The 25386-nt window shown below is 58.4% G+C and carries 22 protein-coding genes; 13 read left to right on the forward strand and 9 right to left on the reverse strand.

Going from position 1 to position 25386, the window contains the following annotated elements; genetic code table 11:
• The coding region (locus VEH04_01135; protein ID HYG21353.1) for a hypothetical protein at positions 1–184 on the forward strand (184 nt) is incomplete at its 5' end.
• A 178-nt stretch (positions 185–362) separates the two neighbouring features.
• Here the strand turns inward: VEH04_01135 and VEH04_01140 are convergent.
• The 4 genes from VEH04_01140 to VEH04_01155 form a co-directional block, all read right to left on the reverse strand.
• Positions 363–1955, reverse strand: coding sequence for a glycoside hydrolase family 31 protein (locus tag VEH04_01140; GenBank protein HYG21354.1), 1593 nt, complete (start codon positions 1953–1955; stop codon positions 363–365).
• A 74-nt stretch (positions 1956–2029) separates the two neighbouring features.
• Positions 2030–3628 (reverse strand): hypothetical protein, encoded by a 1599-nt coding sequence (locus tag VEH04_01145; GenBank protein HYG21355.1) that lies wholly within the window; start codon positions 3626–3628, stop codon positions 2030–2032.
• A 36-nt stretch (positions 3629–3664) separates the two neighbouring features.
• A complete protein-coding gene (locus tag VEH04_01150; protein HYG21356.1) occupies positions 3665–5275 on the reverse strand; it encodes a DUF4832 domain-containing protein in 1611 nt (536 codons plus the stop codon).
• A 3-nt stretch (positions 5276–5278) separates the two neighbouring features.
• A complete protein-coding gene (locus tag VEH04_01155; GenBank protein HYG21357.1) occupies positions 5279–6088 on the reverse strand; it encodes a prepilin-type N-terminal cleavage/methylation domain-containing protein in 810 nt (269 codons plus the stop codon).
• Positions 6089–6225: 137 nt separating this feature from the next.
• Between VEH04_01155 and VEH04_01160 the strand changes: the two genes are divergently transcribed.
• From VEH04_01160 to VEH04_01170, 3 genes are read left to right on the forward strand one after another with little or no spacing between them, the layout of a single operon-like run.
• Entirely contained in the window at positions 6226–9399 is a 3174-nt protein-coding gene (locus VEH04_01160; protein HYG21358.1) for a two-component regulator propeller domain-containing protein, read from the forward strand.
• 26 nt (positions 9400–9425) lie between these two features.
• On the forward strand, positions 9426–10052 hold the full coding sequence (locus VEH04_01165; protein HYG21359.1) for a response regulator transcription factor: 627 nt from the start codon (positions 9426–9428) through the stop codon (positions 10050–10052).
• 24 nt (positions 10053–10076) lie between these two features.
• On the forward strand, positions 10077–10892 hold the full coding sequence (locus VEH04_01170) for a methyltransferase (GenBank protein ID HYG21360.1): 816 nt from the start codon (positions 10077–10079) through the stop codon (positions 10890–10892).
• Positions 10893–10901: 9 nt separating this feature from the next.
• On the opposite strand, the gene VEH04_01175 is transcribed toward VEH04_01170, so the two are convergent.
• The 4 genes from VEH04_01175 to VEH04_01190 are packed head-to-tail and all read right to left on the reverse strand — an operon-like array spanning position 10902 to position 14396.
• Positions 10902–12107, reverse strand: coding sequence for a right-handed parallel beta-helix repeat-containing protein (locus VEH04_01175; GenBank protein HYG21361.1), 1206 nt, complete (start codon positions 12105–12107; stop codon positions 10902–10904).
• Positions 12108–12151: 44 nt separating this feature from the next.
• Positions 12152–13273: a right-handed parallel beta-helix repeat-containing protein gene (locus VEH04_01180; GenBank protein HYG21362.1), complete on the reverse strand. Its 1122-nt coding sequence runs from the start codon at positions 13271–13273 to the stop codon at positions 12152–12154.
• Positions 13274–13306: 33 nt separating this feature from the next.
• Entirely contained in the window at positions 13307–14182 is an 876-nt protein-coding gene (locus VEH04_01185; protein HYG21363.1) for a hypothetical protein, read from the reverse strand.
• Positions 14183–14219: 37 nt separating this feature from the next.
• Positions 14220–14396, reverse strand: a complete 177-nt coding sequence (locus VEH04_01190; protein HYG21364.1) for a hypothetical protein — start codon at positions 14394–14396, stop codon at positions 14220–14222.
• Positions 14397–14514: 118 nt separating this feature from the next.
• Here VEH04_01190 and VEH04_01195 point away from each other — a divergent pair, with 118 nt between their 5' ends.
• Positions 14515–15219: an SDR family NAD(P)-dependent oxidoreductase gene (locus VEH04_01195; GenBank protein HYG21365.1), complete on the forward strand. Its 705-nt coding sequence runs from the start codon at positions 14515–14517 to the stop codon at positions 15217–15219.
• A gap of 18 nt (positions 15220–15237) precedes the next feature.
• Here VEH04_01195 and VEH04_01200 read toward each other — a convergent pair whose 3' ends face one another.
• Complete coding sequence (locus tag VEH04_01200) at positions 15238–15540, reverse strand: DUF2249 domain-containing protein (protein ID HYG21366.1); 303 nt, start codon at positions 15538–15540, stop codon at positions 15238–15240.
• Between the two features lie 143 nt (positions 15541–15683).
• Between VEH04_01200 and VEH04_01205 the strand changes: the two genes are divergently transcribed.
• The 8 genes from VEH04_01205 to VEH04_01240 are packed head-to-tail and all read left to right on the forward strand — an operon-like array spanning position 15684 to position 25219.
• The gene (locus VEH04_01205; GenBank protein HYG21367.1) at positions 15684–16937 is read left to right on the forward strand and encodes a c-type cytochrome; all 1254 of its coding nucleotides are present in this window, start codon (positions 15684–15686) and stop codon (positions 16935–16937) included.
• A gap of 18 nt (positions 16938–16955) precedes the next feature.
• Positions 16956–18785 (forward strand): cupredoxin domain-containing protein, encoded by a 1830-nt coding sequence (locus tag VEH04_01210; GenBank protein ID HYG21368.1) that lies wholly within the window; start codon positions 16956–16958, stop codon positions 18783–18785.
• On the forward strand, positions 18778–19494 hold the full coding sequence (locus tag VEH04_01215; protein HYG21369.1) for a hypothetical protein: 717 nt from the start codon (positions 18778–18780) through the stop codon (positions 19492–19494). Before VEH04_01210 ends, VEH04_01215 begins: the two co-directional genes overlap by 8 nt.
• Positions 19491–21176, forward strand: a complete 1686-nt coding sequence (locus VEH04_01220) for a hypothetical protein (protein ID HYG21370.1) — start codon at positions 19491–19493, stop codon at positions 21174–21176. Before VEH04_01215 ends, VEH04_01220 begins: the two co-directional genes overlap by 4 nt.
• Positions 21176–22543, forward strand: coding sequence for a nitrous oxide reductase family maturation protein NosD (nosD, locus tag VEH04_01225; protein HYG21371.1), 1368 nt, complete (start codon positions 21176–21178; stop codon positions 22541–22543). Before VEH04_01220 ends, nosD begins: the two co-directional genes overlap by 1 nt.
• A complete protein-coding gene (locus VEH04_01230; protein ID HYG21372.1) occupies positions 22540–23271 on the forward strand; it encodes an ABC transporter ATP-binding protein in 732 nt (243 codons plus the stop codon). The genes nosD and VEH04_01230 overlap by 4 nt, the downstream gene beginning before the upstream one ends.
• Positions 23268–24278 (forward strand): ABC transporter permease, encoded by a 1011-nt coding sequence (locus VEH04_01235; GenBank protein HYG21373.1) that lies wholly within the window; start codon positions 23268–23270, stop codon positions 24276–24278. The genes VEH04_01230 and VEH04_01235 overlap by 4 nt, the downstream gene beginning before the upstream one ends.
• Entirely contained in the window at positions 24275–25219 is a 945-nt protein-coding gene (locus tag VEH04_01240; protein ID HYG21374.1) for an SCO family protein, read from the forward strand. The genes VEH04_01235 and VEH04_01240 overlap by 4 nt, the downstream gene beginning before the upstream one ends.
• The last annotated feature ends 167 nt before the right edge of the window (positions 25220–25386 follow it).

The raw sequence follows: 25386 nt of genomic DNA on the forward strand, positions 1-25386 counted from the left end.
TGGCGCTTCTGTTGAAGAAAAAATCCATCTTGTTCACAACTCGGAAATTTCCCGGCGCGAAAGTTGTTCACATCGGCTGCGGCGAGCTGATCCAAAGGCTTCCTCGCCGATATTGAATAACTTTCGGAACAGCTATAAGGGTGCTCTGATCCGTTCTACAGCGTGGCGTCATTTTCAGGTTTGAACGCTCCTCCTCTCCCCAGCCCTCTCCTCCGCTCCGAGCGGAAGAGAGGGTGTTAAGAGTGCAGCTGAGCCTACGGCGACTCACACTTCTGTCCCGATACATCAACGGGCTTTGCTGATTCGTGTGAATTCGTGTCCATTCGTCGTACTGCGCGCGGTTTCAACTAAATCGTTCCGGCTTAGTCGGTTCGTTCGAAAAAGCAAAGTTCGTCCAGTTGAACTGGCACCGTGATCCGGGCCGGACCTTCGTGGCGTTTGCCATCCAACCCTTGCCACACCCCCGGAGGAAGAACCACTTGCCGTTCGCGTGCCCCCTTCTCCAATACCGGCGCCACCAGAATGCGATCACCCAGGAGAAATTGATCTTTGATTCCTTCATAACCCTGATGCGGAAATGCATACTCCAGGGAGCGCACGATGGGCTCGCCCGTCGACGCTGATTGGCGCGCCAACTCGAGGATGAAGCTCTTGTGTTTTTCCCGCACCTCGACGGCTTTGCGAGCTGCCTTCAAGTGTGTTGGATCCAGAACACGCCATGGAGCGACAGAGAATTGCATCATTGGCATCAAGGCATGGCACTGCGCAGAGCGCACCACCAGTTCCTGGTCGATCGTCGCACTCGATTGAAACGACTTATATTCGCCGCCGCCGATCATGTCGGGACAGCAAAACGGGTATCCCATAAGTCCCTCGAGCAGCATGTTCGGAACAAGCTTTGGGAGATCGCTCCACGAATGATCCTTGTCACGCAGCCGCTCCGCCAGGGGCTGGCCACCCATCTTCCACATCGCGCGGTATTCATTGAGCGGATACGCGAGACCGATTCTGCCAAACAACTCAGAATGCGTGTTGGCCGAAACGGGCTGTGAAGCAACGGTCCCCTGGTAATACGAACTGTCGCCGCCGTCGAACTTGAATCCATCCACCTTGTAAGCAGTTTGCAGATAATCGAGCTGCGAACGAAACCAGGCGACCGCCTGCGGGTTCGTGAAGTCGAGCAAGGCGCTCTCGCCATTCCACCATTTGACCAACGCAACGCCGCCCGTCGAACCCTTCAACAATAGATTGTTCGCGGCCAAATCCGCGTACGAATGAGAGTTGGTGTGCACGAACGGGCAGACCCAAAGCATCACCTTGAAGCCTTTCGCGTGCAGCGTGCGGATCATTCCCTTTGCATCGGGAAACTTGTTCTTTCGGAAATCCCATTGCCCGTAGTTCTGCTGCCAGTTGTCGTCAATCATCAGCACGCCAGGGGGGAAATCATTATCCAGGATGCCTTGGGAATATTTCAGAATGTCGGCCTGATTCTGATCGTACATCAACTCGATCCATGTGTTGTATTGTGGCGCTGAGAACAACAGTTCGTCGGGCATCTTCCCTGACGGCGGGAAATGATTACGGCTCGCGTAAAGATAAGCGTCGCGCAACGAATTACCGGCTCTGGCCTGAATCAGCTGCCCCCCCCTGCCCTCCACCACCATGCCGCGGGACGAAAGTTGAAACGAGAACGGGTCCTCTGACCAGACAACATCCCCCCGACTCGAGAGCAGCAGTGGCTGGCCCTGGTTCCCATACGTGTCGCCGCACAGGTCTGCCTCATACCCTTCCGCCAAGGGCATGCGGTAGCCGTGTTCAATGACTCCGCCCCACCAGGACGTCTTGGTCTGAGCGGACACCACGACCCGCGATGCGTTGGTTGCCGGCGCAGAGTTCGCAGCGGCCGATCCCGTGGCCAGGGAGCAGGCGAGAAGAAGAATTAAGGATGATTTCATCGCAGTCGAGCAATCCGGGGGCGGGTCAGTGTGATAGCGGGCGCAGGCCAGGCCTGCGCCCACCAATCAATCAATTACGGATGAAATAATCCGAAGAAACAATTTGTCGGCGCATGTGAAAACACGGAATTCAACGTGGACTGTCGCACAACGGCCAGGCGCCGCTGCCCTGCGATGTTCAGCCAGCCAGTTTCCTCCGCCGGAAGTGTCAGCCACTCGCCGTTTGCGAGGTCATTCTCGAGGCTTTCCGTGGCGTAGAGGCTCGCAAAGCCCAGGTCGGGCTGCGGCCACGTCAGCCAGTATTCCGCATCCGGCGGGTTGATGAAGATCCCCTGGGGATTCGATGCCTTCCGCAGCCAGGTCGCCGCATCCAATTCATAGGGCGCGCCTGAAGATACAAAGTTATCGTCCAGCGCGGCTGCCGCACCCGTTATCTTGATCCGGCTGAATGTGGCCGATTGACCTATCCGCGATGTGTCGGTCGGTCGAACCCCAAAATAGGCAATCAGGTCGCCCTGGAAATGTGCCGCATCGGCTTCAGGAATGGTGACGGTCGTGTTGGTGCCAGTTGGCGCCGATATCGTCACGTTGGTGTTGTTGTTAAAGGTCAGCGTCCACGTTCCGACAGGGCTCGATCCCGAGTCGAAGTCCGTCCAGCCAAGGAAGGTTTCCGCACTGGCACTATTGACCTTGTAACGGAAATTGGCCCTTCCTGTGCCGTCCGCATTCGCAGTGATGGTGAAGTACGCCACGTGTGCCGAATCCCAATCCACCGAAACGCCATCAGGACTGCTCATTCCGTTCGCGGGAATGAGATACATCATCGCTTCGAATCCGCTTTGCGCAGCGCCAGGGAAATCGGCGACGGTAATTGCATACGACGTTGTGTTCGCAGCAGCCGTGGCCGTGTGCCAGGAATAACCGCTGTTCACGGTTCGAATCATCTGGCGTTGCCAGGCGTCGCCGGGTGCATTCGCAAAAACGCTCACGCCCGCAGGCGGCGCTTTGGCGATCGTGATTGCGGGCTGATTCGTATGCACCGAGGGCGGGGCGGTGAGTCTCACATTATCGATCCAATACTTGACGGTGTTCGTCAGGCTGCTGCCGCCATTGGAGATAAAGCCCACGACGACGCTGTCGTAGGTCATGGCAGGAATTCCTGAGAGGGTTCCATGAATGCGCTGCCATCCGTCGGTCGCCGCCAGCGTGGCGAAGCCCTGCACCTGCTGCCACCCGCCGTCCCCGCCATTGACATACAACCCAACGGCCCCGTAGCTCCCATCCAGCGCCGGCGACGAGTTTGTGACGTCCACCTTCACGAACACTTCGACATCGATGTAATCCCCCGAGGCGAATGACCCTGCGCCGTAAGCCACCTGCACGTCGTTCCAGCTATTGTTCCAGTTGGGATCCGAGGCGAGCGGCCAGTCAACCGTGACATACATGGAACCGCTGCTGGCGTTCCCGTCGGCATCCTGCGCGGAGTCCCAGATTTCGTCGTGTCCCGTGACATACGTTCGCCAGTTTTCCCAAACGATTCCGCCGAGACCGAACTCGAAAGTGTTCACGAGCAGGTCGTCGGCGCGCGCTGCACCTGCCGAGCCGAGGAGAGCGAGGCCGCAGAAAATGGGAAGGACGGCTTTGGATTGGGATCTGATGCGTTGAGCTTTCATATCATATGCACTCGATTTTGATGGGTTGATGGATGTTCACGGCGAGCTGACTACACGGTAAAAGCGCGTTGCTGCGAATGCTTCATCCATGACGCTCCAGTCCGGCGTCGTGGTGTTGGTCACAAAAAATCGAACCCAATCCGCCAGGTTGGTGCTGCCTTCAACGGCCCATGGCCCGGGCGCAGCATCGCGGATGGCGAGTGCGAAGGCAGCATCGGAAAAGCTGCCGCGCAGGGACGGCTTGAACGGCCCCGATGTGACTGTGAACTGGCCCAGAGTCAGCCAGCCGGGAACATCAATGTCCTGCGCGTCATTTGCGAAGCGAAAGGGAACACCGTTGGTGAGCGGGTTCAGCACGCGCAGGAGAACCGTGTACGCGCCCGGTTGCAATCCATGATCCTCCCGGCTCCAGCTCCAAAGCGTGTTCGTCGCGGCCGGAAGGAGTGAAGAAAGTTTCCATGGTGTGTTCCATGTTTGGACCAGCGCGTTACTGCTGTTCAGGAGGCCCAATTGCACTGGCCAGTCGTAGTAAAACGGCGCAACGCCGGCGTTTCGCAATTGCAGGTCGACACGGATGCGACTGGAATCGATGACGTCCACCAGCACAGCGTTCGAGACATGCATCTCGTAACCCAGCCGCACACTTCCCGCTAACGCGAGCGTCTTCTGCGCACCCGAGAACCCGGGCGAAAATGCGCGATGATTCAGCATCCAGGATGCGTGCGTGAGATCCACACAACGATCGAACTCCTGCCCGGCCGGAACACAGTTGGTCACGGCCGTGTTCCACATGCAGGGCTGGACCTCCGGCCGCACCTCGCCGCCGATCGGCTGGGTTCGCCACTTGTTCATTTCCCCTGCTGCCTTCAACAAACCGAGGAACATCCAGTTCGGCGGATCAACCGTTTCAAACGCAAAAGAGTCGTCATGGTATCCGATTTTTCGCGTTGAAGGATTCGTTCCAGCGGGACGGCGGACGACCAATCGGGTCTTCGTGAACGCCAGCTCAAATGCGTTCAGCACTTCATTCTCCACGGCAGTCGAAGCATACCAAGTCTCGTGCGGGTACGTGTGCCATTCGCCCCAGAACCCGAGCAACCCTGCTTTGACAAAGCCGACGCGGGGATCGCCATCATAACGTTCGCCAAGCGCGGCAATGAAATTCGTCAGGGCCGTGCGCAGCAGCGGGTTCTCGTAATCCGGCGACACACTTCGCCCGTTGTTGCCGTAATCCGAGTAACTGTGCGTTTCCAGGCCCGCATCCAACAGGTACTGCGGCAACCCGGTGGATTTTCCCGGATAATCCACATAGACCCGGAATACTGTTTGATGCCCGCGGCCGGCCACAGCATTCAGCAAGGTCTCGAGACTGGACCAATTGAAGTTCGTGGGACCGCTCATCAAGTCACGCAACGAAACGTAATTCCACTCCATGCTATGCGGGAAGGTCGTGTAATTGCCCGAATAAGGCATGAAGCCTTTCAGCGGATTGTTGGTTGGCGACGCGGAACGCCCGAGCGAATAGACATTGGTTCCGGCTGCTGAATCCAATGCGGGGCAAACCAGCGCCAGCGCGAAGGAAATGCAACGCGCAAAACGCTGAATCCTTGTGAAAGTAGTTTCGCGGGTGACGGCGGGATGATGCATGGTCTATTTAGGCGCCGGAAGGGTGGATGGTGCAACCCAGTTGTTGTGCCAATCCAACGTCCAAAGCTGCTGCAGCTTGGTCGGACCCGCGTGGCCATCCGCGAACGCGACTTGAATGCCGCCGACCAGTGCGGACGCATCCGTGATGTTCCTTGGCGCCGCCTTGGGCGAAACGCCGAAATGCCGGGCGACGCTGAATCTTCCCATAAACGTGTTGTTGCTACCGTTGTAGAGATCCTTCGCGGGCCCCTCGGTTTCCTGCGGCCATCCATCCACCCACACGGCATCCGCAAACACAGGGGTGCTCGACGGTTTGCGAACACCCGCTTCCGAAGAATATTTCCAACTATCCGACGCCCCGGGAATGACCGCGCCAGCCGAATAGCTTCCCGTGTAGAGCCAGCCGTTGTAGCCGTAGCTCCCTGTATAGGTGGTTCCAAACGGATTCCATTTCCACGTTTGGTCGGCAGCGCCAAAGGTGTATTGCGTGCTTAGAATGGTGCGCGTTGTGGCGGCGCTCGCTGAGGGGCAGACCCGAACTGCATTCACCTTCGCGTGGTAACTGAGCAGTATCGCCATCCAGAGATTCTGGTCGTAGGTGTATTGGAAGGATTTGTTGAAGTCGCCCAGATACATGCTGTGGGCCAGCCCCAGCTGCTTCACGTTATTGATGCATTGGACATCCTTCGCCTTAAGCTTGGCACGGGATAGCGCCGGCAACAGCATTGCGGCCAAAATGGCAATGATCGCGATCACGACGAGCAATTCGATCAATGTGAATGCGCTCGCGGCGAGGTGTCTTCTTATTTTCATGCTTGCGGCCCCTATGCGGGGAAGGTTCGGCGTGGGACGACAGTGTCATGAACGAAGCCGCCTTGAGTAGCTGCACAATGATGTAGCTGGAACAGCCTTGTCGGGGCTGGGACGGAAACCTAGAGTGCAACATCAGAGTGCCGACGCCCGCCAATGAACAGCGATTCCATGTGTGGATCAACGCCCGCATAGTGCTCGTCGTGGCGTGGATTTGCTGTTGCGCCACGATCTGCGGCCAGCCTGCGCGACCGCTCGTCCCACCGCAGAACGAATTCATGGTGAAGGCCTGGTCCATGGCCGACGGACTTCCCCATCCTTCGGTCACCGCGCTGGCACAGACTCGCGATGGCTACATCTGGATCGGCACCCTCGCGGGGTTGGTGCGGTTTGATGGAGTACGCTTCAAGGTTTACACCCCGCAAAATTGTCCGGAACTGCCGCGAAGCCGCATCGGCCGGCTCTTTGAAGGCGCGGATGGCACGCTCTTCATCACCACGGAAAGAGGCGGCGGATTGGTGGCCCTGCGTGGGGGCAAGTTCCAGCAACTGCTCGGTTCAGGAAACGAGCAGGATGAAATTGTGAGCGCCTTGAACGAAGGCTCGGGAAGCTCCCTGTTTGTCGCACGCTCGGGCGCGTTGTGGCGCTGGGCAGACGGGAGGCTCACGACCGTTTCCACCAACCGCGCCTTCTACCCGGTATCTCGGTCGCACGTTTGTGAAGACGGCCAGGGCAAAATCTGGATGGTCAGCGGCGCACACGAGTCGCGGCGGCTGCTTCGCTTCGATTCTGGCCACGTGGAACCAATCCTCCTCGAAGGGCCGCTTGCGGGAAGCCGCATCCAGGCAATTACCAAGGACGCGCACGGTCAAATCTGGCTGGGCACATCGAAGGGATTGGCTGCTTTGCGAGAAGGCCGCTTCGAGCGCATGGAACTGCCTGGGCCAGATTTGACAGCGAGCATCACACACCTCGCCCCCAGCCGGGATGGCGGGCTGTGGGTGTGCGGCGCGAATTATTGGCAACAGAAATACCACAACGGCCGCTGGGTGGGCGCAACCAGCAGGATTCAAGGCGTGCAAACGTCGCTTGAACTTTTGGGGGAAGATCGATGGGGCAACCTATGTTTCGGAAAATATCCCGAGGGATTTGTCACCGTGTCGCCGGAAGGAACAGTCACGAAACTTGACCCGCGCAATGGCCTGCCCGGCACCACTGTTTCATGTTATCTGGCCGATCGTGAAGGCAACGAGTGGCTGGGTTTGTTCGATGGCGGACTGGTCCGTTTGCAACCGCGCCGCTTCAGCATTTTAGGTGGACCCTTGCTCACAACTCCTGTCTATGCCGTCTGTGAAGATCCTGCCGGGGATATCTGGGTGGGCAGCAGTTTCGGCGGTGTTTACCGGTTTCAGGGCGCTGATGCGACGCGCTTCGGACCCGGCGATCTGCCGTTGACGGATGTGTGGTCGATCTTCGCTGACAGCCGATCCAACCTCTGGATCGGCACATCGTCCCACGGCGTCTTTCAATTTCGGGGCGGCCGATTTGTTTCCATGTTCGACCGAAGTCGCATCTCGGATCGGGTGAACGCCATCCATGAAGATCGGCGCGGGCGAATCTGGTTTGGACATTGGGGCGGACTGGCGTGTTATGCCAATGGCGAGCTTGCCCGCGTGCCGATGCCGTGGTTTTCCGACGAATATGAAGTGGTGGCGATCGCGGAGGATAAATTGGATCGACTGTGGCTGGGCACGAAAGGTGCCGGGCTCCTTTGCCTGCAGGACGGCAAGTTCACCTCCTACACCATGACGAACGGCCTTCCCAGCAACCTCGCGTGGTCTCTCTTTGTCGATCGTCATGACACGCTTTGGATCGGAACGGCGGATGGCGGGCTCAGTTGCTGGCGCGGCGGCAGGTTCGTGAACATCACAACGCGCGAGGGTCTCGCCGACAACACGGTTTGCCACATCCTTGAAGATTCGATGGGCCGCTTTTGGTTCAGCTCGCCGCACGGGGTGTTCTCCGCTCACCGATCAGTGCTCGAAGCGTTCGTCCGCGGCGAGAGGCCGGCAATTTCATGCACGCTGTATGGCCAATCCGATGGCATGCTGTCAGCCGCCTGTACATGCGCGTTCCAACCGTCCGGCTGCGTCACGCGCGACGGGCGGCTGTTATTTCCAACGCTCAAGGGCGTCGCCGTGGTGCGGCCGGATGCGATCGTTCCGCCTTCGCTTTCGCCGCCGGTGTTCATCGAAGAAGTGACGATCGGCGGAAAAGTGCATGCCGTGAACGGACCAGAAACGTTCACCACGACGCCAGGCCGATCCCGCCTTGAAATCCGTTACACAGCCGTCAACTTTTCCGCGCCGGAAAAAGTGCGATTCAAGTATCGAATGGAGGGACTCGACGCAGCATGGGTCGACTATGGAACGAAACGCGTGGTCGACTATCCCTACCTGCCTCACGGGCGTTACCGGTTTCAAGTCCTGGCGAGCAACGATGACGGCTTATCGACTCCGCAGATCGCAAGCATCGAACTGGTCGTTCCACCGCATTTCTGGGAAACGTGGTGGTTCATGGCGTCGCTTCTCCTCACCGGCGGGGTGGGCATTGCGCTGACGGCGAGACGCCTCGAAAAGACACAGGCGCAACGACGGCTGGAACGGCAGCAGCAGGCTCACCTGGTGGAACTCGAACGCGCCCGCATCGCGCGCGATTTCCACGACGACATCGGATCATATCTCACCCACGTCATCGTGCTCAGCGAACTGGTCAAGAGTGATCAGGCGCGGGCCAAAGAGGTGGAGGCGCACGCGACGATGATCGGCAACACGGCACGGAAGGCGGTGCGCGGCCTCGGCACAATCATCTGGGCTGCCAATCCCAGAAACGACACGCTGGACAGCCTCGTGCAGTACATCAGCCAGTATTCGTATGACTTTTTTCAAGGCTCCCCCGTGTTGTGCCATTTGGACCTGCCACCCGAAGTCCCGGCATTGCCACTCACCGCCGAGGTGCGGCACAATCTTTTCATGGTAGTGAAAGAGGCGTTGCATAACATCCTCAAGCACGCCCACGCCTCAGAGGTGCGCTTGAGTTTGAACCTTTACGATGCCGGCCTGGAACTTCAGGTGAACGATGACGGCCGCGGTTTCAACGTTGATTCCGTTGCCGCCGGCCAGCGCAGCGGCCTTGGCAACATGCGCCATCGCATGCAAGCCATCGGCGCAATCCTTGCCATCCACAGCACGCCAGGCGCAGGCACGTCCATTCGCGTACGCTGGAAATATCCAAAACAAATCCCGCCGGTCTAACGCGAACATCGACGTGAGCTAACCAAATGAGTACCCGAGTCGCCCTGGTGGAGGACAACAACGACCTCCGAAAGAGCATGAAAAGCCTGCTGCAGCGATCACCTCCGCTGCGCGTTGTGGCCGATTATCCCGATGCGGAGTCAGCGCTGGCGGACATCGTCGAACAGAAACCGGACGTCGTGCTGATGGACGTGAAGCTGCCGAACATGGATGGAGTGGAATGTGTGCGGCAGCTTAAAACCATTCTGCCAACCGTGCTGGTTGTGATGTTGACGGTTCACGACGACAACGATTCGCTCTTCAATTCGATCCTGGCAGGCGCTGACGGTTTTCTGTTGAAGGACACGGTTCCATCGCGGCTCGTTGAAGCCATTGAAGAAGTGCGCAGTGGCGGCTCGCCCATGACACCCCAGATCGCGCGCCGCATCGTTCAGCGGTTTCGCAAAAGCGACCCGGAACCCTCGGTTGTGGCGAACCTGACACCGCGCGAAATGGAAGTCCTGGAGCAACTGGCGCTTGGGAATCGCTACAAGGAAATCAGCGACAACCTGGGCATCAGCCTGGATGGAATTCGATTCCATATCCGTCACGTGTATAACAAGCTGCACGTTCATTCGCGGACGGAGGCAGTTTTGAAGTTCCTGAAACGGTAAGTACCTTCGCACGAGATCGAGCACATGGCAGCAGATATTCATCAGCGTTTCCTGTCCCGGATTTCCTCCCTTGAGCAGGAGATGGGCGAGGAACTCTTCATATCAGGCCTGGTTGGTCCGTACCGGATTTTTCAACGGAAGAAAGGGCACCGCCACGGAATCGATGATGCCACCACCGCATGGTATGCATTGCAGAAAACGCCCCCCGTGACGAGGACGCTCGATCTTGGCACGGGCGTTGGAACCGTCGGGCTCGCCGTCCTCTGGGGCCTCGGCGAAAGCGCGGAGTTAACGGGCGTTGAGGCGCAGGAGGTCAGTTACCGATTGCTGTGCGAGAACGTTGCGGGGAACGGGTTAGACCAGCGAGTCCGCGCCATGCACGGGGATCTACGGGAGCTGGAATTGGGCGAACGTTTTCCCCTGATCACCGGGAGTCCTCCCTATTTTCCAATCGGCAGCGGATCGGTGCCGGAGGATTCACAAAAGGCGCACGCGCGTTTTGAACTCCGGGGCGACGTAGGCGACTACGCGCGAGCCGCGCGGAGGCACATTACGGACGACGGCTTGTTCGTATTCTGTTTTCCGTTCCAACAGAAAAGCAGGTGCATCAGCCTGGTAACTGGCGCGGGGTTCAGGCTGATATCGTTTCGCGATGTGATGCCAATGCAAAACAAGCCCGCACTGTTCTCATTGTATTGCGCTTCACTCAGCTTCAACGGACCAGTTACGGAGGAAAAGCCGCTGATCGTCGCTTATGAGGACGGGAAGAACACGCCCGAGATGATGGCAATCCAGGCGTCACGCGGATTCGGACCTGAGGGAACAAACGTGATTGGATAAGCGGGGGCATCATTGTGCAAAATTAGCCCATGGATTCGTCGTTCCAAGCCCTGAGCCGCCCGCATCACCAGAAATTGCGGCGCTGGCTGGCGGCGTCACAATCAAGCCGACCTGGTTCGTGGCTGCGATGACGTAATTGATCGTATTGGCCCCGGCGGTGTTTCCAAAGATGATGTTGCGGGTGCCATCCACCTTGATTCCGCGCTTGTTGCTGCGAACCACATTGCCTTCGATCCGGTTCACACCGCCGGTTGCGTGAATGCCGGCGCCGTCTGCAGTCCCGTCGCCGTTGCTGATGCAATTGTTGCCGCGGACGGTGGAGCCGGTGCTGACGACAATTCCCTCGCCCATGTTGTTTGCCGAGTGGCATCCTTCCAGCACCGCACCGCCGTTGAATCCGTTGGTACCGTTGGAGGTGGCCGAACACTCGCGGTAAATATTGCCGCCGCCCGTGAACCCGTGGGCATTGTTGCGGGCTGCTGAACAGTTTACAAAGATGTTGCCTCCGCTTCCAAAAAATCCCGAGCCCCCATTCGCGCTCGATGCGCTATCGCGAATCGTGCTGCCATCGTTGGAGATGCTGAACCCGTCGCTGCCATTGTTGCGCGCGGTCGAATCCGAAACGGTGCTGCCAATGTTGGCAAAGATCCCCCATTGGGCATTGGTCACCGCTGAACAGCTCTTCACAACAGAACCGAAACTTCCCGATAACCCGCCTCGCCCGTTTGAAAGCAGATGAAGGTTCATGAAGTGCGCGCCGCTGGCGCCGAGAGCGTCGATTCCATCGCGATCCCAATAACGAATGATTCCGTTCCGAATAACAACGCTGCTCCGACCGTCGGTGATGAAAATACCATTCAGCGATCCCGGCACTCCAACCAGTGAAAAACCATTCAAGTCGAGGGACACGCTGTCAGCGGTAATCGTGATGCCATTCGTTCCCGCGACGCCACTCAAGTTGGTCACCAGGTAATACGAACCCGAGGCGGCGATCACGAACGGCAGGGACCCAATGGGCGTTCGCGATTCAATCTGGTCGAGGCTCTTCATCGTCGGCGCAGGTGCACCAGGCGGGGTGAGCGAACCCTGGGCGAAGGCGGTTGCGAGTTGGAATTCGAGAGCAAGGAGCAGCATCGAACAGAGTGAACGATGCAAAACGCGAAACCAGAGGCCCGCCATCGCATGCCGTGCGCCGCCTAAGTCTTTGAATTTCATAAATCGTAAATCAACAATCATAAATGGATCCTGGGATTTCGAGATCAATACGAGACATTTGCCCACGGGTTGGTGCTGCCAACTCCGGAGCCGCCGGTGTCGCCTGAGATTGCCGCGCTATCCGGGGCGGCCGCAATCGGGCCAACTTTGTTGCCTGCCACGATGACGAAGTTCGTGGTGTTGCCGCTTGCGCTGTTGCGAATGATGAGGTTGCCGATTCCATCGGCGTCAATTCCCAGGTGATTGCCGGTGATATTGTTCCCTTCAATCCGGTTGTCCCCGCCCGTCGCGTGAATGCCCGCACCCGAATTATTGTAACAATTGTTTTGGACAATGCGGCAACTGTTTGTGACTTGGATTCCAGCCAATCCGTTGAACGAGACGGTGCAATCTATGACAGTGCTGCCGACTGTCCCGAAAATCCCGGTCCCGGAATTGTTATAGGCCGTGCAGCGGCTGATTGTGCAAGCGGTGCTCGTTGAAATCCCATGTCCGCCGTTCAGTCTCGCTGTGGAATCGGTGACCGTGCACCCGCTGCTCGTGACGATTCCATCACCGCCGTTGCTATACGCGGAACAGCCATTAACCGTGACACCGATCGTGACGGAGATTCCATTGCCATTGTTTGCATAGGCGGTGCAGTGGTTGACGACGCTTCCCAATCCCGCGTAAATTCCACGCCCGCCATTTCCAGAAACGCGCAGCCGCTCCAACTGGCCGGCACGCCCCTCAAACAGATCCACGCCGTTGCCGCTCCAGCCACGCACCGTTCCGTTGCGCACCGCCACGTTGGTGCACGTCCCGCGGACAACGATCCCATCACCGGCGCCGCCAACGAGTGCAAAACCCATCAAATCAAGAGTCACATCCGCAACGCTGATCGTGATGCCGTTGGTAAACTTGCTCGAACCGGCCAGGTTTTCGGTGAGATAATACGATCCGCTGTTGGTGATCACGAACGGCAGCGAGGCTATCGGGGTCCGCGGCTCCACCTGGCCGAGCGACCTCATGGTCGGGACCGGCGCGCCCGGCGGCGTGAGCGAGCCTTGGGCGAAGCTCATTGAAAGCTGAACGTTCAGGCTTAATAGCAGCAACAAAAAGCGGAAACATGTCGTCCCAAGCCGCGCACGTTTCATCAATCGTAAATCGTAAATCATGAATTTCATAGATGGTTGCGGATTCGCGTCTCGTGGCATTGATCAAGGCGAAAGGGGCTTGACGGCTTCGACGCGAAAGTAGCGTTCAGACAGGGATGGCGTCAGAACAAGAGAGCGCGTCGTATTCATGCCCGGATCGGGCGCGAACAACGCGGTCGCATCCACCCACGGCGTTCCCAGGCTCAAGTTTGTCCGGTAATCGATCTGGTAGTTGCGCGACTCCTTGCTTTTCCACGCGAGCGTGTTGGTCTCGGTGCCCGCGCCAAACAGTGCCAAATAGGATGTGATGCGCAAAAGGTCACCGGGATCGAGTGGATGAGTATCGGCCACATGTTCGCCTTGATCCGGGATGCCGTCGCCATCCGCGTCACTGGTTGCGGTGAACGCCGTGAGGGAATTGGTGTAACTCAGTTCCCATGCGTCAGTGATGCCATCACCGTCCGAGTCGGCGCCCGGCTGGATGATATCCGTCCGGACAAGCGCAACCTTGTTGCTGAGGCTGATCCAGCCGCAGTTGGCGCTATAGATTTGGCCCGTGAGTACGCCCGTAGTCAGGTCCACTTTCGGTGCGCCGGATTCTTCAAAATTGATCCAGCCGATGTTGGCTCCGTACGCATAACCTCGCAAATTGCCGAGGCCATCGTGGTTCACCCCGAAGTCCGTCGCGGAATTATTCTGATAACGGATGCCGTTCGCGGGTGTTCCACCGCCGAGATGAATCCAGCCGACGTTTGCTCCCCAGACATAGCCTGAGCAGACGTATTCGCCGACGACTGCGCCATTGACGACGTCGCCCTGCGCGTTGAGCCAGCCAATGTTGGCCCCGTAGGCGTATTTTTCGGCGCTGTTTATTGTGGTGGCAGCGGCTCCCGATGAGATTGCGCAGAGGATCGCCAGGAAAGCCTGAATGAGTTTCATTGGATGACACCGAACATGTCCGATGCACCGGCTCCATTCAACCACGCAGTTTGAGGTGCACGCGCGGCCCGCCGGCTTCAGCGATGAGGCTGCGGTTGACGACGCCGGCGGGACTTCCGCTGGCTGCTTCGGGTTGCCCGATTCTGCAATCAACGCGAACGCCATCCAGTTTGCTCGTCTTGACCAACCACACCGGGACTGCAACGTTCGTCAAGCGGTCACCGGCCGATGGCAGCAATCTCCTCGGATCGAGGATCGTCGAGGAGCCGCATGAAACGTGAGGACCGAGGATGAAAACAACGACAACGAACAACGAATAGGCTTAAAACACCATGCCGAACCCAACTGCAAAAACCGTTTTGATAACTGGAGCAAACCGCGGCATTGGATTTGAAACCGCGCGGCAGCTTGCCAATCGCGGATTCCACGTCGTCATTGGCGCCCGTTCCGAGGACCAGGGCACGAAGGCTGTGCGCAAACTGGAACACGTTGGGAATGTGTCTTTCCTGCTCGTCGACGTAAGCGAATCGGAGAGCATCGACGCTGCAGCCGCTCAATTCGCAGCCATCGGTTCACTCGACGTGCTCATCAACAATGCAGGAATTTATCCCGACGAAGGGATTTCGATCCTCAACATTTCACGCGCGCAGATCGCAAGCACACTTCAGACAAACACGCTCGGGGCGCTTGAAATGACCCAGGCTTTCGTGCCGTATCTCAAGCAATCACAGGGAGGACGGGTGATCAATGTTTCCAGCGCATACGGCCAGCTCGATGGAATGTCCTCCAAGGTGCCGGGCTACTGCCTTTCCAAGATGGCGCTGAATGGCGTCACGATCATGTTTGCCCAAGCATTAAAGGAGCATGGGATCGCGGTGAACTCCATGTGCCCCGGGTGGGTCAGAACGGACATGGGCGGATCATCTGCGCCCCGCTCGGTGGAGGAAGGCGCAGATACCGCAGTCTGGCTCGCGGCCGAAGCCGATCAAAACCTTACCGGCCGTTTCTTCAGGGATCGAAAGCCCATCGAGTGGTGAACGGCCGCTGAAGCAACTTCAGTGGTTCCCGCAGCATTCGGTGGCCGGCAGCGCCGGATCCATCACAAGTTTCACCTTCGTGATCTTGACGCGGAATTCCGCCGGTCCCTTGACGAGATGCTCCCACGTGAACGCCTCAGGCCATTGCGCGGCGAATTGATAATACAGCGGCACCGGATCGTGATCGTTAAGCAGGATGAAGTGATCGCCGACGGGGAGGCCAAGCCACGTGCGAATGATCAAGCCATGCTTGATCGAGCAGGGAATCGGCCGCACATCCATTACTTTATCAGGCCCAATGAGATTTTCCGTCGTGTTCATTTGTGAATTCATGTGCAGCCAAACTACGGCGGATTGATGTGCGCGGCTTTGACCCACATCAAGGATCGCAGCTTCGGAACCGAAACCGATTACTTTGACTTACCTCAAGGTTGGTTCCTTCGCGCCAGCGTACTTTTGGCAGCGTGAAGACGAAATTTATCCTGACACTCACAGTCGCGGCGGCGGTTCTACTCGCGGCCGTTACGGGATGCGATTCCTCGAACACCACCTCGAAGACATCGCCATCCGCGAAGCAGCTTGCCTCCGCTTTGAAGCCATCGGCCGCTGCGAAACCCACACTGATGGACGTCCCCGTGCCGCCGAAGCCCGCGGTTACCGCGGAACTTCTTGAGCATGGGAAGAAACTTTACGGCCAGAACTGCCTGGCCTGCCACGGCACGAAGGGTGACGGCAACGGCGACGCCGCGGCATTTCTCCTGCCGAAGCCACGTGATTTCGTGGACGCCAATTATCGTCTGCGCACCACAGCGACAGGGAAGCTGCCGACGGATGAAGATCTCTATCGTTCGGTTTCATTCGGCATGACCGGCACTCCGATGCCTGGATGGAAACATTTCCTGAGCGAGGACGAGCGCTGGGCAGTGGTGGAATACATCAAAACATTCTCACCTAAATTCTCGGACACGACTGAAGAGCGGCAGCCGGTGGTTGCGCTGAATGCTCCGCTGGCAAAATCGGAATCGATCCTTACCGAAGGCAGGGAGCTGTACAGCAAACTCGCGTGCATCACCTGCCACGGCGATACAGGGCGCGGCGATGGTTCCTCAGCCGCGAGCCTGCTTGATGACAAGCAGATGAAGATCAAGCCGCGCGATTTGACGAAGCCGTCCGGATTCAAGGCAGGATACGCCACAAAGGAAATTGTCCGGACCATCCTCACGGGTTTCAACGGCACACCCATGCTGGGTTTTCACGGAACCATCAGCGAAGCGGATGCGTGGAAGCTCGCTTACTACGTTGAAACGATGGCCAGGCCGACCCCGCCTTCAACAACGATCGTTCGCGCTTCCCAGAATTTTCTGGAACGCGAGCAACTCGGGGAGCCTGACGTGCGCATCAAGCTGACGGAGCGCGCGTGGAAGTTCGATCCCGCTGAGATCCGCGTGAAGAAGGGGCAGATCGTGGAAATCACGTTCGAGCCAACTGACAACGGCCTGGGCGTCGGCCATGGATTCGCGATCAGCAGCTACGACGAAGCTGTGTTTCTGAACGGCGTGATGGCAGGCACGCCGAAAACGGTGAAGTTCCGCGCGGATCGCGCGGGTCAATTCACATTCTACTGCGCGACCCAGTGCTCGACTGAAAAACTCCATCCCCTGATGAACGGCACGTTCATCGTTGAAGATGGTTCCAAGAAAACCGCCTCGCTCGAATAACTTCACAATTTTACGCACATGAAAGTTTCAATCCTCCTCCCGCTCCTCGCGCTCGCGCCGATGGCGTTCACTGGCTGCAACTCCGACACCACCGCGCGCCAGCAGAAAACCGCCGCGCAAAACGCGTCCGCCGCCCAACTCACGTATGTCGCGCCTGGCAAGCTGGACGACTATTACGCCATCCTGAGTGGCGGCCAGAGCGGAAGCGTATTTGTCTATGGCCTTCCTTCCTGCCGGTTCATCAAGGAGATACCGATCTTCGAACCGCGTGCGGCGCTCGGATATGCCAACAATCCCGGATCCGAGACCTACAAGCGTCTCGCCGCCACGGGCCCGCTGTGGGGCGACACTCACCATCCCGTGCTCAGCCAGACCGGCGGGCGGTACGATGGCGACTGGCTTTGGATCAATGACAAGGCCAACGATCGCATTGCGAAGATTGACCTGCGCACATTCGAAGTGGCCGAGATCAAGGTTGTCCCGAACATCCAGGGTGCGCATGGCCTCGCTGCATATCTGCCCTCGTGCAAATACGTTTTCGTCAACGGCGAACTCGAAACCGATCACGCTGGAAATTCCACCGAGGCCGAGAATTACCGTTCGCTCGTGGCGTTCCTCGATGCGCAGACGCTCGAAACCAAATTTCAGGTGAGCTTCGTGGGCAACGCGGACATCGCCAGCTCCGGCAAGGATGGGCGTTATGTGTTCGTCACGATGTACAACACCGAAAATGCCGTGTCCTCCGAAGGCATGATTGAGCGGGATCGCGATGCCGTTGGCGCGATTGATGTGCCGCTCGCTGAAAAGGCTCTGGCTGACGGAAACTTCACAAAGATCAACGGCGTGCCGGTGATTGAATCGGAAAAAGTTCCCGGCGTGTTGACGCTGATCCCCGTGCCGAAGAATCCGCATGGCTGCAACGTCACACCCGACGGCAAATATGTTCTGGCGAGCGGCAAACTCTCACCCACGGTCACGATCATCGACACGAAGACGCTGAAGGTGATCGCCGAACCGGAAGTTGGCTTGGGGCCGCTGCACACCACGTTCGATGACCGCGGGAACGCCTACACCTCGCTGTTCGTTGATTCCCAGATCGTGAAGTGGAATATCGCCAAGGCGATTCAGGGAGCGGACGATTACATCGTTGACCGCGTGGATGTTCATTACAACGTGGGCCACACGAAGGCGGCCGGCGCTGACACCAGCCATCCCAATGGAGACTGGCTGATTTCATTGAACAAGCTTAGCAAGGGCATGTTCCTTCCCGTGGGACCTGCGATGCCGGAATCGCAGGAACTCATCGACATTTCGGGAGACAAGATGCGCGTGGTGGCGGCCTTTCCGTCGCTGCCCGAACCCCACGACGCCGTGATGGTTCACCGCAAAGTCCTCGAGGACAAGGTCGTTCAAACGCATCACCTGCAGGCAAATGCCGTGAAACTCGGAGAGGAGAAGGTCGTTCGCAATGGCAGCAAGGTGGATGTCTATATGACCTGCATCCGGTCGAAGTTCGTGCCGGAACAGTTTGAAGTTCACGAGGGCGACGAAGTCACGGTGCATTTGACGAACGTGGAAACGGTTCGCGACATGACGCACGGCGTGGCGTTCTCGCGCATCGGCATCAACGTCGGCGTGGATCCCGGCCAGACCGTCGAAACCACCTTCAAGGCGCCGAACCCCGGAACGTATTGGTATTACTGCACATGGTTCTGCTCCGCTCTGCATTTGGAAATGCGCGGACGGATGCTGGTGAAACCGCAGGGCGCCCAGCTCAACGAATATCTCGGGCCGCTCGCGAAGGAAGACAAGGCCCGCAGCGTGCAGAAGGAGAGTGCGTATGAATAACCGGGAACTCGTCCAGGCCAACCAAACGCCGCAGCCATCAAAGGCCGGCTGGCGCTCGCGAGTCCTCCCAATCGCGTTCACCGCCGTCGCAGCCGCGCTGCTGTTGTTCAGCCTTAAACTACCGTTGTGGCACATGCATCTCGAGGCGCCACAGTATCGGGACGAGGAAGCCCTGAACGTCGCCGTTTATCCGAACTTCTTTCGCGGCGACCTCACGGAACTCGCGGTTCTGAACCAATACATCGGCGTCCATGTTCCTGAAACGCTCCCTCAGTTTGCATGGATGCCCGCCGCATTGATTGCGACAGCCGTGTTGGGAGTCATCGCGGCGTTCGCGGCGCGATCGATTCGCTCCCGCGCGTTGATCATCATTCCCGCAGCACTAAGCCTCGCGCTGGCGTTCGCTTCGGTGCAGGCGATGCAGCAGATCCGCGACATCGGCCATAAGCGCGACGCGAAGACTATCATGGCAGGCGTGAAGGATTTCACCCCGCCGTTCCTTGGCACCAGGAAGATCGCGCAGTTCACGGTGACCTCGAACCTGAGCCTTGGCTCCTGGTTGATAGGCTCTGCGCTCGCACTGCAGTTCGGCGCTGCACGGTTGAGCCGCCTGCCCCGTCAGAAAAAGGCAGCAACCCCGAAGGTGAAACCGGCGATCAACCCCCCAGCTGATTCATTAGTGGCACCCGCGGCTTCCCACGTATCATGAAAGCCACCCGCGTTCTCTTCATTTCTGGCCTCGTGCTGTTGCTGACGGTTTTCGTCATCGGCATTTACGTCGTGCCGAAGCTTCAATCCGGCAGCCCTGCCACGTCACGCCAGAGCGATGCGTCACGCGTATCGCTGTCTGATGTGTATTTCGACGCGACTTACGCCACGCCGGAATACATCAAGCGGGTGAAGCTTGAGCCCTATCTTCAGCAATGGCTCGGTCGCGCGCAGCCCTTCCTTCTCGGCGTGAACACGCACGTCGGCACCATCGCCGACCTGGACCTGCGCGGCAAAGTGGAGATTGAAGACAGCAACGGCGATCGCTACCCGTCGCTCGGAACGCCCGTGGTCCTGAGCGAACATCACAACATGTATCTTGTTGTGTTCCCCCTGCTGGACAATTCCGGTAAACCGATCTTTGCAGCCGAACGCGGACATTTCAAACTGCACGTGACGGGCGTCGGCAAGACGCCTGAACGGGTTTTCGAATGGAAACTGCCCGTCGCCGAAGCCGCACCAGCGCGCACGGTGGCGAGCACATTAATGCTGGTCCTGAGCGTTGTGGGCGCGCTGATGGTCATTCTCAGTCCGTGCGCCATTGAACTGACGACCTACTACACGGGCATCATTGCAGGCATTGCGAGTTCCGCGGCGGCGGCCGAACAAAAGGCGGAGCGATCCGCCAGCGCAACACAGGCCGTTGCCTCTCCTGCGCCGGAGATCGCGCTGGCTGCGCATGCAGGCGCGGGTTCCGGGCGAAACTGGAAACTGACGTTGCAACAACCCGGGACTTCTGCATTGCCATCCTCATCGCGCCCGCGCCGCATTCCGCCGGAAGTTCGCGGCCGCATCGTGCGCAACCTCATTGCGTTCGTGGCGGGCTTCACAGTCCTCTACATGGCCAGCGGTGCAACGGTGGCCATGGTTGCGACTGAACTCCTGGAAATGCAGGCGAAGCTGCAGGCGGGCGCGACCCTGGCAGACGTGTTCTGCGGAACAACTCCCGAAGCTGTCAGCACCGCGATTGCAAACGCCGCGGCCGCACCCGCCAATCCGCATGCGAATCACGGTCCAGGATTCGGCGGATGGACACGATACGCGAACTGGCTGGGCGCTTCATTCCTCGTGTTCTTCGCGTTGAAGTCGGTGGGATTGCTGAAACGCGGCAGCCAATGCTTCGTCTGGCTGGCCAAGCTCGGACGCAAGTTCCGCACTGGAATTGCAGCGGTCGTGGGTTTGTTTTCCGCGAAACGCGCCGCGGTGATCCGCGCGCCAGCGATGAGCCTGCGCGATTCTGAAAATATCACGCCCGCCAATTCGTTCTGCGCAGGGCTCGGCCTTTCCGTGAGCTGCCTCACCTGCATGGGCGGCGCGATTTTGTATCCCCTGCTAATTTTTGTCGGCACATCGACATGGTATTGGGGCGCGTTGATCCTTGGCACCTATTCACTCGCGCTGGCTCTCCCGATGGCGGCGATTGCAATCGCAGTCGGCAACTGGAGCTGGCAGTTCATGCATCGTCCCTGGCTGACACGCGGCCTGCAATGGACGAGCGCAACAGTGATGATTGCGGTCGCGGTGCTGATCGTCTTCGATCGCACCCGGTTCATCAATTCCGTCGTGTTTACAATTCTATCGGCGTTCGGGACCAATCCCGAGCCGTCATTGGCGCAGATGTGATGAACAGCAGCTCGCAATTTGAAACCGAATCGCGTCGCTCCGACCGGCGCGTTCTCAATCACGATCACCGTCTCTGCAGTGCGGCCATCTGGTGTGCGCTTGGGCTTGCGGTGATCCTTCCCGCACCGGCCGCCACATTCCACGCCACGGAGTCCATCGCCGCAGTTGTTTCAAAGGCCGACGATGGGGACACAATAATCGTCCACGGCCCTCGCGTCTTCAACGAGCGCATTGTTCTCAACCACTCCATTCGCCTCGTTGGCAGCAATTCACCCACGATCGATGCGGAAGGCTTAGGAACACCGCTCACGATCGCCGCACGCAATTGTGAAATCAGTGGACTGACAATACTCAACTCCGGCCGCGACCTGACCACGTTTGACTCGGGCATCATGATCACTGCAGCCGATGCGGTCGTGAGCCAGTGCCGCATCGAGAACGACGGGTTCGGAATTTACATCCGTGGCGTGAGTCATTGCCGCATAACGAACAATGACATCTCAGGCAGCGCCAAGGTGCCATCTGCCGCGCGCGGAAATGGAATCCACCTTTGGAAAACGCGGGGCAACGAACTGCTCAACAACACAATCCACCACAAACGCGATGGCATGTATCTGTCGTACGCGGACGCCAGCGTGATCGGCGGCAATCGCATTTACGACACGCGTTTCGGCATTCATTACATGTATTCGCATCAAAACCAGCTGCTCACGAACTCGCTCATGCGCAATACCGTTGGCGCCACGCTGATGTTCAGCCGCGGCTCGCTCGTGCAGGGAAACCACGTTGCTGCCAATCGCCGTCACGGAATGATTTTCAAGCAGCTCGATACCTCGCGCATCGCGCACAATGTGATCGCCGGGCAGAACCGCGGATTGTTCATCCAACAGGCAACGCAGAACCGTTTTGAGGGAAACGTCATTGCGACGAATGACATCGGCGTTTATCTCAGCAACTGCTCAGAGCAGAACGTCTTTGTAGGCAACGCGTTCATCCGCAACAGCGACCAGGTCTGGCAGCCGCCGTTCGAAACCGAGCTGGGCCGGAAAGCCCCGAACGCGTTCTCCGAGAAAGGCCGTGGCAACTACTGGAGTGATTACACAGGCAGCGATCGCAATCACGATGGCATCGGCGACACGGCGTATCATGAGACCGATGTGTTTGGATACATCGTGGATCGGAATCCCGAAGCGCGCGTTTTTGCACTGAGCCCCGCGGTCGCGCTGTTGCGCAAGGGAGAGGAACTGATGCCGTTGATGGATACAACAGGCGTGACGGATCTGGCGCCCATTTACGATCTACGGTTTATGAAACGTGATTGGGTGAACGGAGTGGCATCAGTTGGCACGAGAGACACAACGCGATGACTCCTTACCTGCAGATCTCCGGGTTGACGAAGTGTTACGGCGCGAATCACGCGCTGGATGGAATTGAGCTTAGTGTCGAAACGGGAGACGTGCTGGCTTTGCTTGGACCGAACGGCGCCGGAAAATCCACATTGTTCGGCTGTCTCCTCGGATTCACGCGCCCGGCGCAGGGCGAACTGCGACTGAACGGAAGCGCGATCACCGCTGCTGAACGCTTGAATTTCGGATACGTGGCCGAGCGCGTGGCGGTGTATCCGCAACGGACGGTTCGAGAAAACGCGCAATTCTTTGCGGAACTCAAGGGCTATTCGGATTCCGAAGTTCAACGACAATTGACGCGAGTGGGCTTGTGCTCGGTGCAGGAGCGCCTGGCGCGCGCGCTCTCAAAAGGAATGCTTCAACGATTGGGTCTTGCCATCGCACTCTGCGGACGGCCGGAATTGCTTGTCCTCGATGAACCGTTCAATGGCCTTGATCCAGCCTTGCTCGAAACGCTCCAGGAGATTATGCGCGAGGAGAACGAACGCGGCGCGACGCTGCTGATTTCGACGCATACAATGTCGGCCGTTGAGCCGCTGGCAACACACGTGGCGATTCTACTGCAAGGCAGGCTGGCGAGCTCTGGAACCCTGGCGCAATTGAAGGCAGAGCATCCTGCGGCGGATTCACTCGAGGATATTTATCATCGAATCGCGCGCGCCAAACATTCGGCGGAGGTGCTGGTTTGAAAGCCGAGATCATCGCGAACGGCTCTGTGCACGCTGTTTCAGCAGAGCCCCATCCAGGAACACGCGGCGTCGAGCGCACTCCCGCATTGAAGCGTTGGCGCCACGCGCTGGGATTGCTGCGCCAGACACGGATCATCGCTGCAAAAGAGTTCAGCGACCGCTTCCGCTCAGGCTGGGTCGTCGCGTGCGTGCTGGTCTGGCTCGGCGCGATCGGGTTGACCAGTTTCCTGGGGTTGATTCAAGTCGGCAGGATTGGAGTGCAGGGATACGAGCGCACCGTAATCAGCCTGCTCAACCTGGTTCAGTATCTTGTCCCGTTGCTCGGCCTGCTGCTGGGGCACGATCTGATGGTCAGCGAAAACGAGGAACGCACGTTGCGCCTGGTTCTTGCAGGCGGCGTCAGTCGTGCCCGGCTCTTGTTCGGGAAGTTCATCGGCGGCGTCCTGACGCTCGCCGTGCCGCTGGTTCTCGGCTTCGTGATTGCCGGCACAGCGATTGGATTCGCTGCCAGGGACAATGCCATTTCCCCTTTTCTGCATCTCGCGATTTCCGGCCTGATCCTCGGCGTAATCTTTCTCGGCACCGGCCTCGCGATTTCCACATTGAGCCGCACACGCGTCCAGGCGCTCGTGGCAGCGCTGCTCGTGTGGTGTTTCGTGGTGTTTGTCTTTGACCTGGTGGCGCTGGGAATCACCCTCTCAGCGCGCGCGCCCGCAGCCGCGGAGGAAATCGACTTGCTCTGCGACACCACGCACGTGAACGCCGCGGCGGACATCCACGCCACCTTCGACAACGCGGGCGAAACCGCGCACCTTGCGGCTGTCCCCCAAAACCCGCCCTCGCTCGGCTGGCTCGCGCTTAATCCCGTTGATCTTTTTCGCGCTGTGAACCTTCCAGCGCAGCTGGGAGTGCACGTTCCTGCAACCACGATTTTCTCAACCGTATTCCTTTGGCTTGCGCTGCCGTTCGCGCTGAGCTTCTGGAGATTCCATCGAACCGATTTATGAAACCGAAAGTGATCCTGCCGATTCTCGCCGCCGTGACGTTGTTTTCTGTTTTGAGTGTGGCGACGATTCACCGCCGCCAGCAGTCGAAGGCTGAACCTGTCGGCACCCAAACGTTTCACGTTCGCGGCCAGGTGCGCAGCGTGGATGTGGCCAACAAGGTCGTTCGCATTACGCACGAGGAGATTCCAGATTACATGCCCGCGATGACAATGCCGCTGAATGTGAAGGACGTTGGCGTGCTCGCGGGTCTCCAACCGGGTGACACGGTGATGTTCGACCTGGCTGTGACGGACGACGATTCGTGGATTGCGCGCATTGAGAAGGTGGCGGGAGACGAAGCGCAGCCAGCGCCCAAAATCCACTTCAAGGATCTCGAGATGGAGCGCGTGCAAGCCGGCGAACTGATGCCGGATTTCGAATTGGTGGATCAGGACGGAAAGAAGATTCACCTGAAAGATTTTCGCGGCAAAGCGGTGGTGCTGACGTTCATATACACGCGCTGTCCCCTGCCCAACTTCTGTCCGTTGATGTCGAAGAACCTCTCCGATCTTGAATCGCGCTTCAGCAAAGACTTTCCCGGGAAGTTTCAGCTGTTGAGCGTCAGCATGGACCCCGCGTTCGACACCTCGGAGGTGCTAAAGAGCTACGCAGAGCGTTATGAAGCGGACACGAAGCATTGGAGCTTTGCGACTGGCACCGAGGAGCAAATCCAGTTTCTCGCGAGCCTGACGGGTTTAACCTATGAGTGGGAAAACGGGTTGATCTCACACGATCTGCGCACTGTGCTGATCGGGCCGGATGGAAGAATGGTGCAGGTCTGGAAGAGCAATGTGTGGACGCCGTATGAGGTGCATCGCTCGGTGGCCGAACTGCTTTCGCCGGGCAAGGGCAGCCTGACCGGCAAGGCAAACACCACAGCCCGCACGACGGCATCGAAGTGATCCTGAAAATCTTGGTGGTGGTTTTCCTTCGAGGCCATCGCGACCTTTGCGTGAGGAAGGCTGGTTGGCCTTGGTTCGGCCCTTGCGGTTGTATGTTCCTGGCAGCGGAATCGTTCCATTTTGTGGGCGATCCTCGCCGGATTCCTGCCATGGATTTCAGGCTAAGC

It is taken from the genome of Verrucomicrobiia bacterium, from assembly GCA_035629175.1.
Taxonomy (GTDB): domain Bacteria; phylum Verrucomicrobiota; class Verrucomicrobiia; order Limisphaerales; family DASXHY01; genus DASXHY01.

Bases quoted from the DNA above. Each gene is read 5' to 3' on its own strand.
- VEH04_01165 (HYG21359.1), top strand. From the start codon at position 9,426: ATGAGTACCCGAGTCGCCCTGGTGGAGGACAACAACGACCTCCGAAAG.
- VEH04_01185 (HYG21363.1), bottom strand. From the start codon at position 14,182: ATGAAACTCATTCAGGCTTTCCTGGCGATCCTCTGCGCAATCTCATCG.
- VEH04_01145 (HYG21355.1), bottom strand. From the start codon at position 3,628: ATGAAAGCTCAACGCATCAGATCCCAATCCAAAGCCGTCCTTCCCATT.
- VEH04_01155 (HYG21357.1), bottom strand. From the start codon at position 6,088: ATGAAAATAAGAAGACACCTCGCCGCGAGCGCATTCACATTGATCGAA.
- VEH04_01140 (HYG21354.1), bottom strand. From the start codon at position 1,955: ATGAAATCATCCTTAATTCTTCTTCTCGCCTGCTCCCTGGCCACGGGA.
- VEH04_01240 (HYG21374.1), top strand. From the start codon at position 24,275: ATGAAACCGAAAGTGATCCTGCCGATTCTCGCCGCCGTGACGTTGTTT.
- VEH04_01215 (HYG21369.1), top strand. From the start codon at position 18,778: ATGAATAACCGGGAACTCGTCCAGGCCAACCAAACGCCGCAGCCATCA.
- nosD (HYG21371.1), top strand. From the start codon at position 21,176: ATGAACAGCAGCTCGCAATTTGAAACCGAATCGCGTCGCTCCGACCGG.
- VEH04_01220 (HYG21370.1), top strand. From the start codon at position 19,491: ATGAAAGCCACCCGCGTTCTCTTCATTTCTGGCCTCGTGCTGTTGCTG.
- VEH04_01210 (HYG21368.1), top strand. From the start codon at position 16,956: ATGAAAGTTTCAATCCTCCTCCCGCTCCTCGCGCTCGCGCCGATGGCG.
- VEH04_01195 (HYG21365.1), top strand. From the start codon at position 14,515: ATGCCGAACCCAACTGCAAAAACCGTTTTGATAACTGGAGCAAACCGC.
- VEH04_01150 (HYG21356.1), bottom strand. From the start codon at position 5,275: ATGCATCATCCCGCCGTCACCCGCGAAACTACTTTCACAAGGATTCAG.
- VEH04_01200 (HYG21366.1), bottom strand. From the start codon at position 15,540: ATGAACACGACGGAAAATCTCATTGGGCCTGATAAAGTAATGGATGTG.
- VEH04_01170 (HYG21360.1), top strand. From the start codon at position 10,077: ATGGCAGCAGATATTCATCAGCGTTTCCTGTCCCGGATTTCCTCCCTT.
- VEH04_01175 (HYG21361.1), bottom strand. From the start codon at position 12,107: ATGAAATTCAAAGACTTAGGCGGCGCACGGCATGCGATGGCGGGCCTC.
- VEH04_01230 (HYG21372.1), top strand. From the start codon at position 22,540: ATGACTCCTTACCTGCAGATCTCCGGGTTGACGAAGTGTTACGGCGCG.
- VEH04_01180 (HYG21362.1), bottom strand. From the start codon at position 13,273: ATGAAATTCATGATTTACGATTTACGATTGATGAAACGTGCGCGGCTT.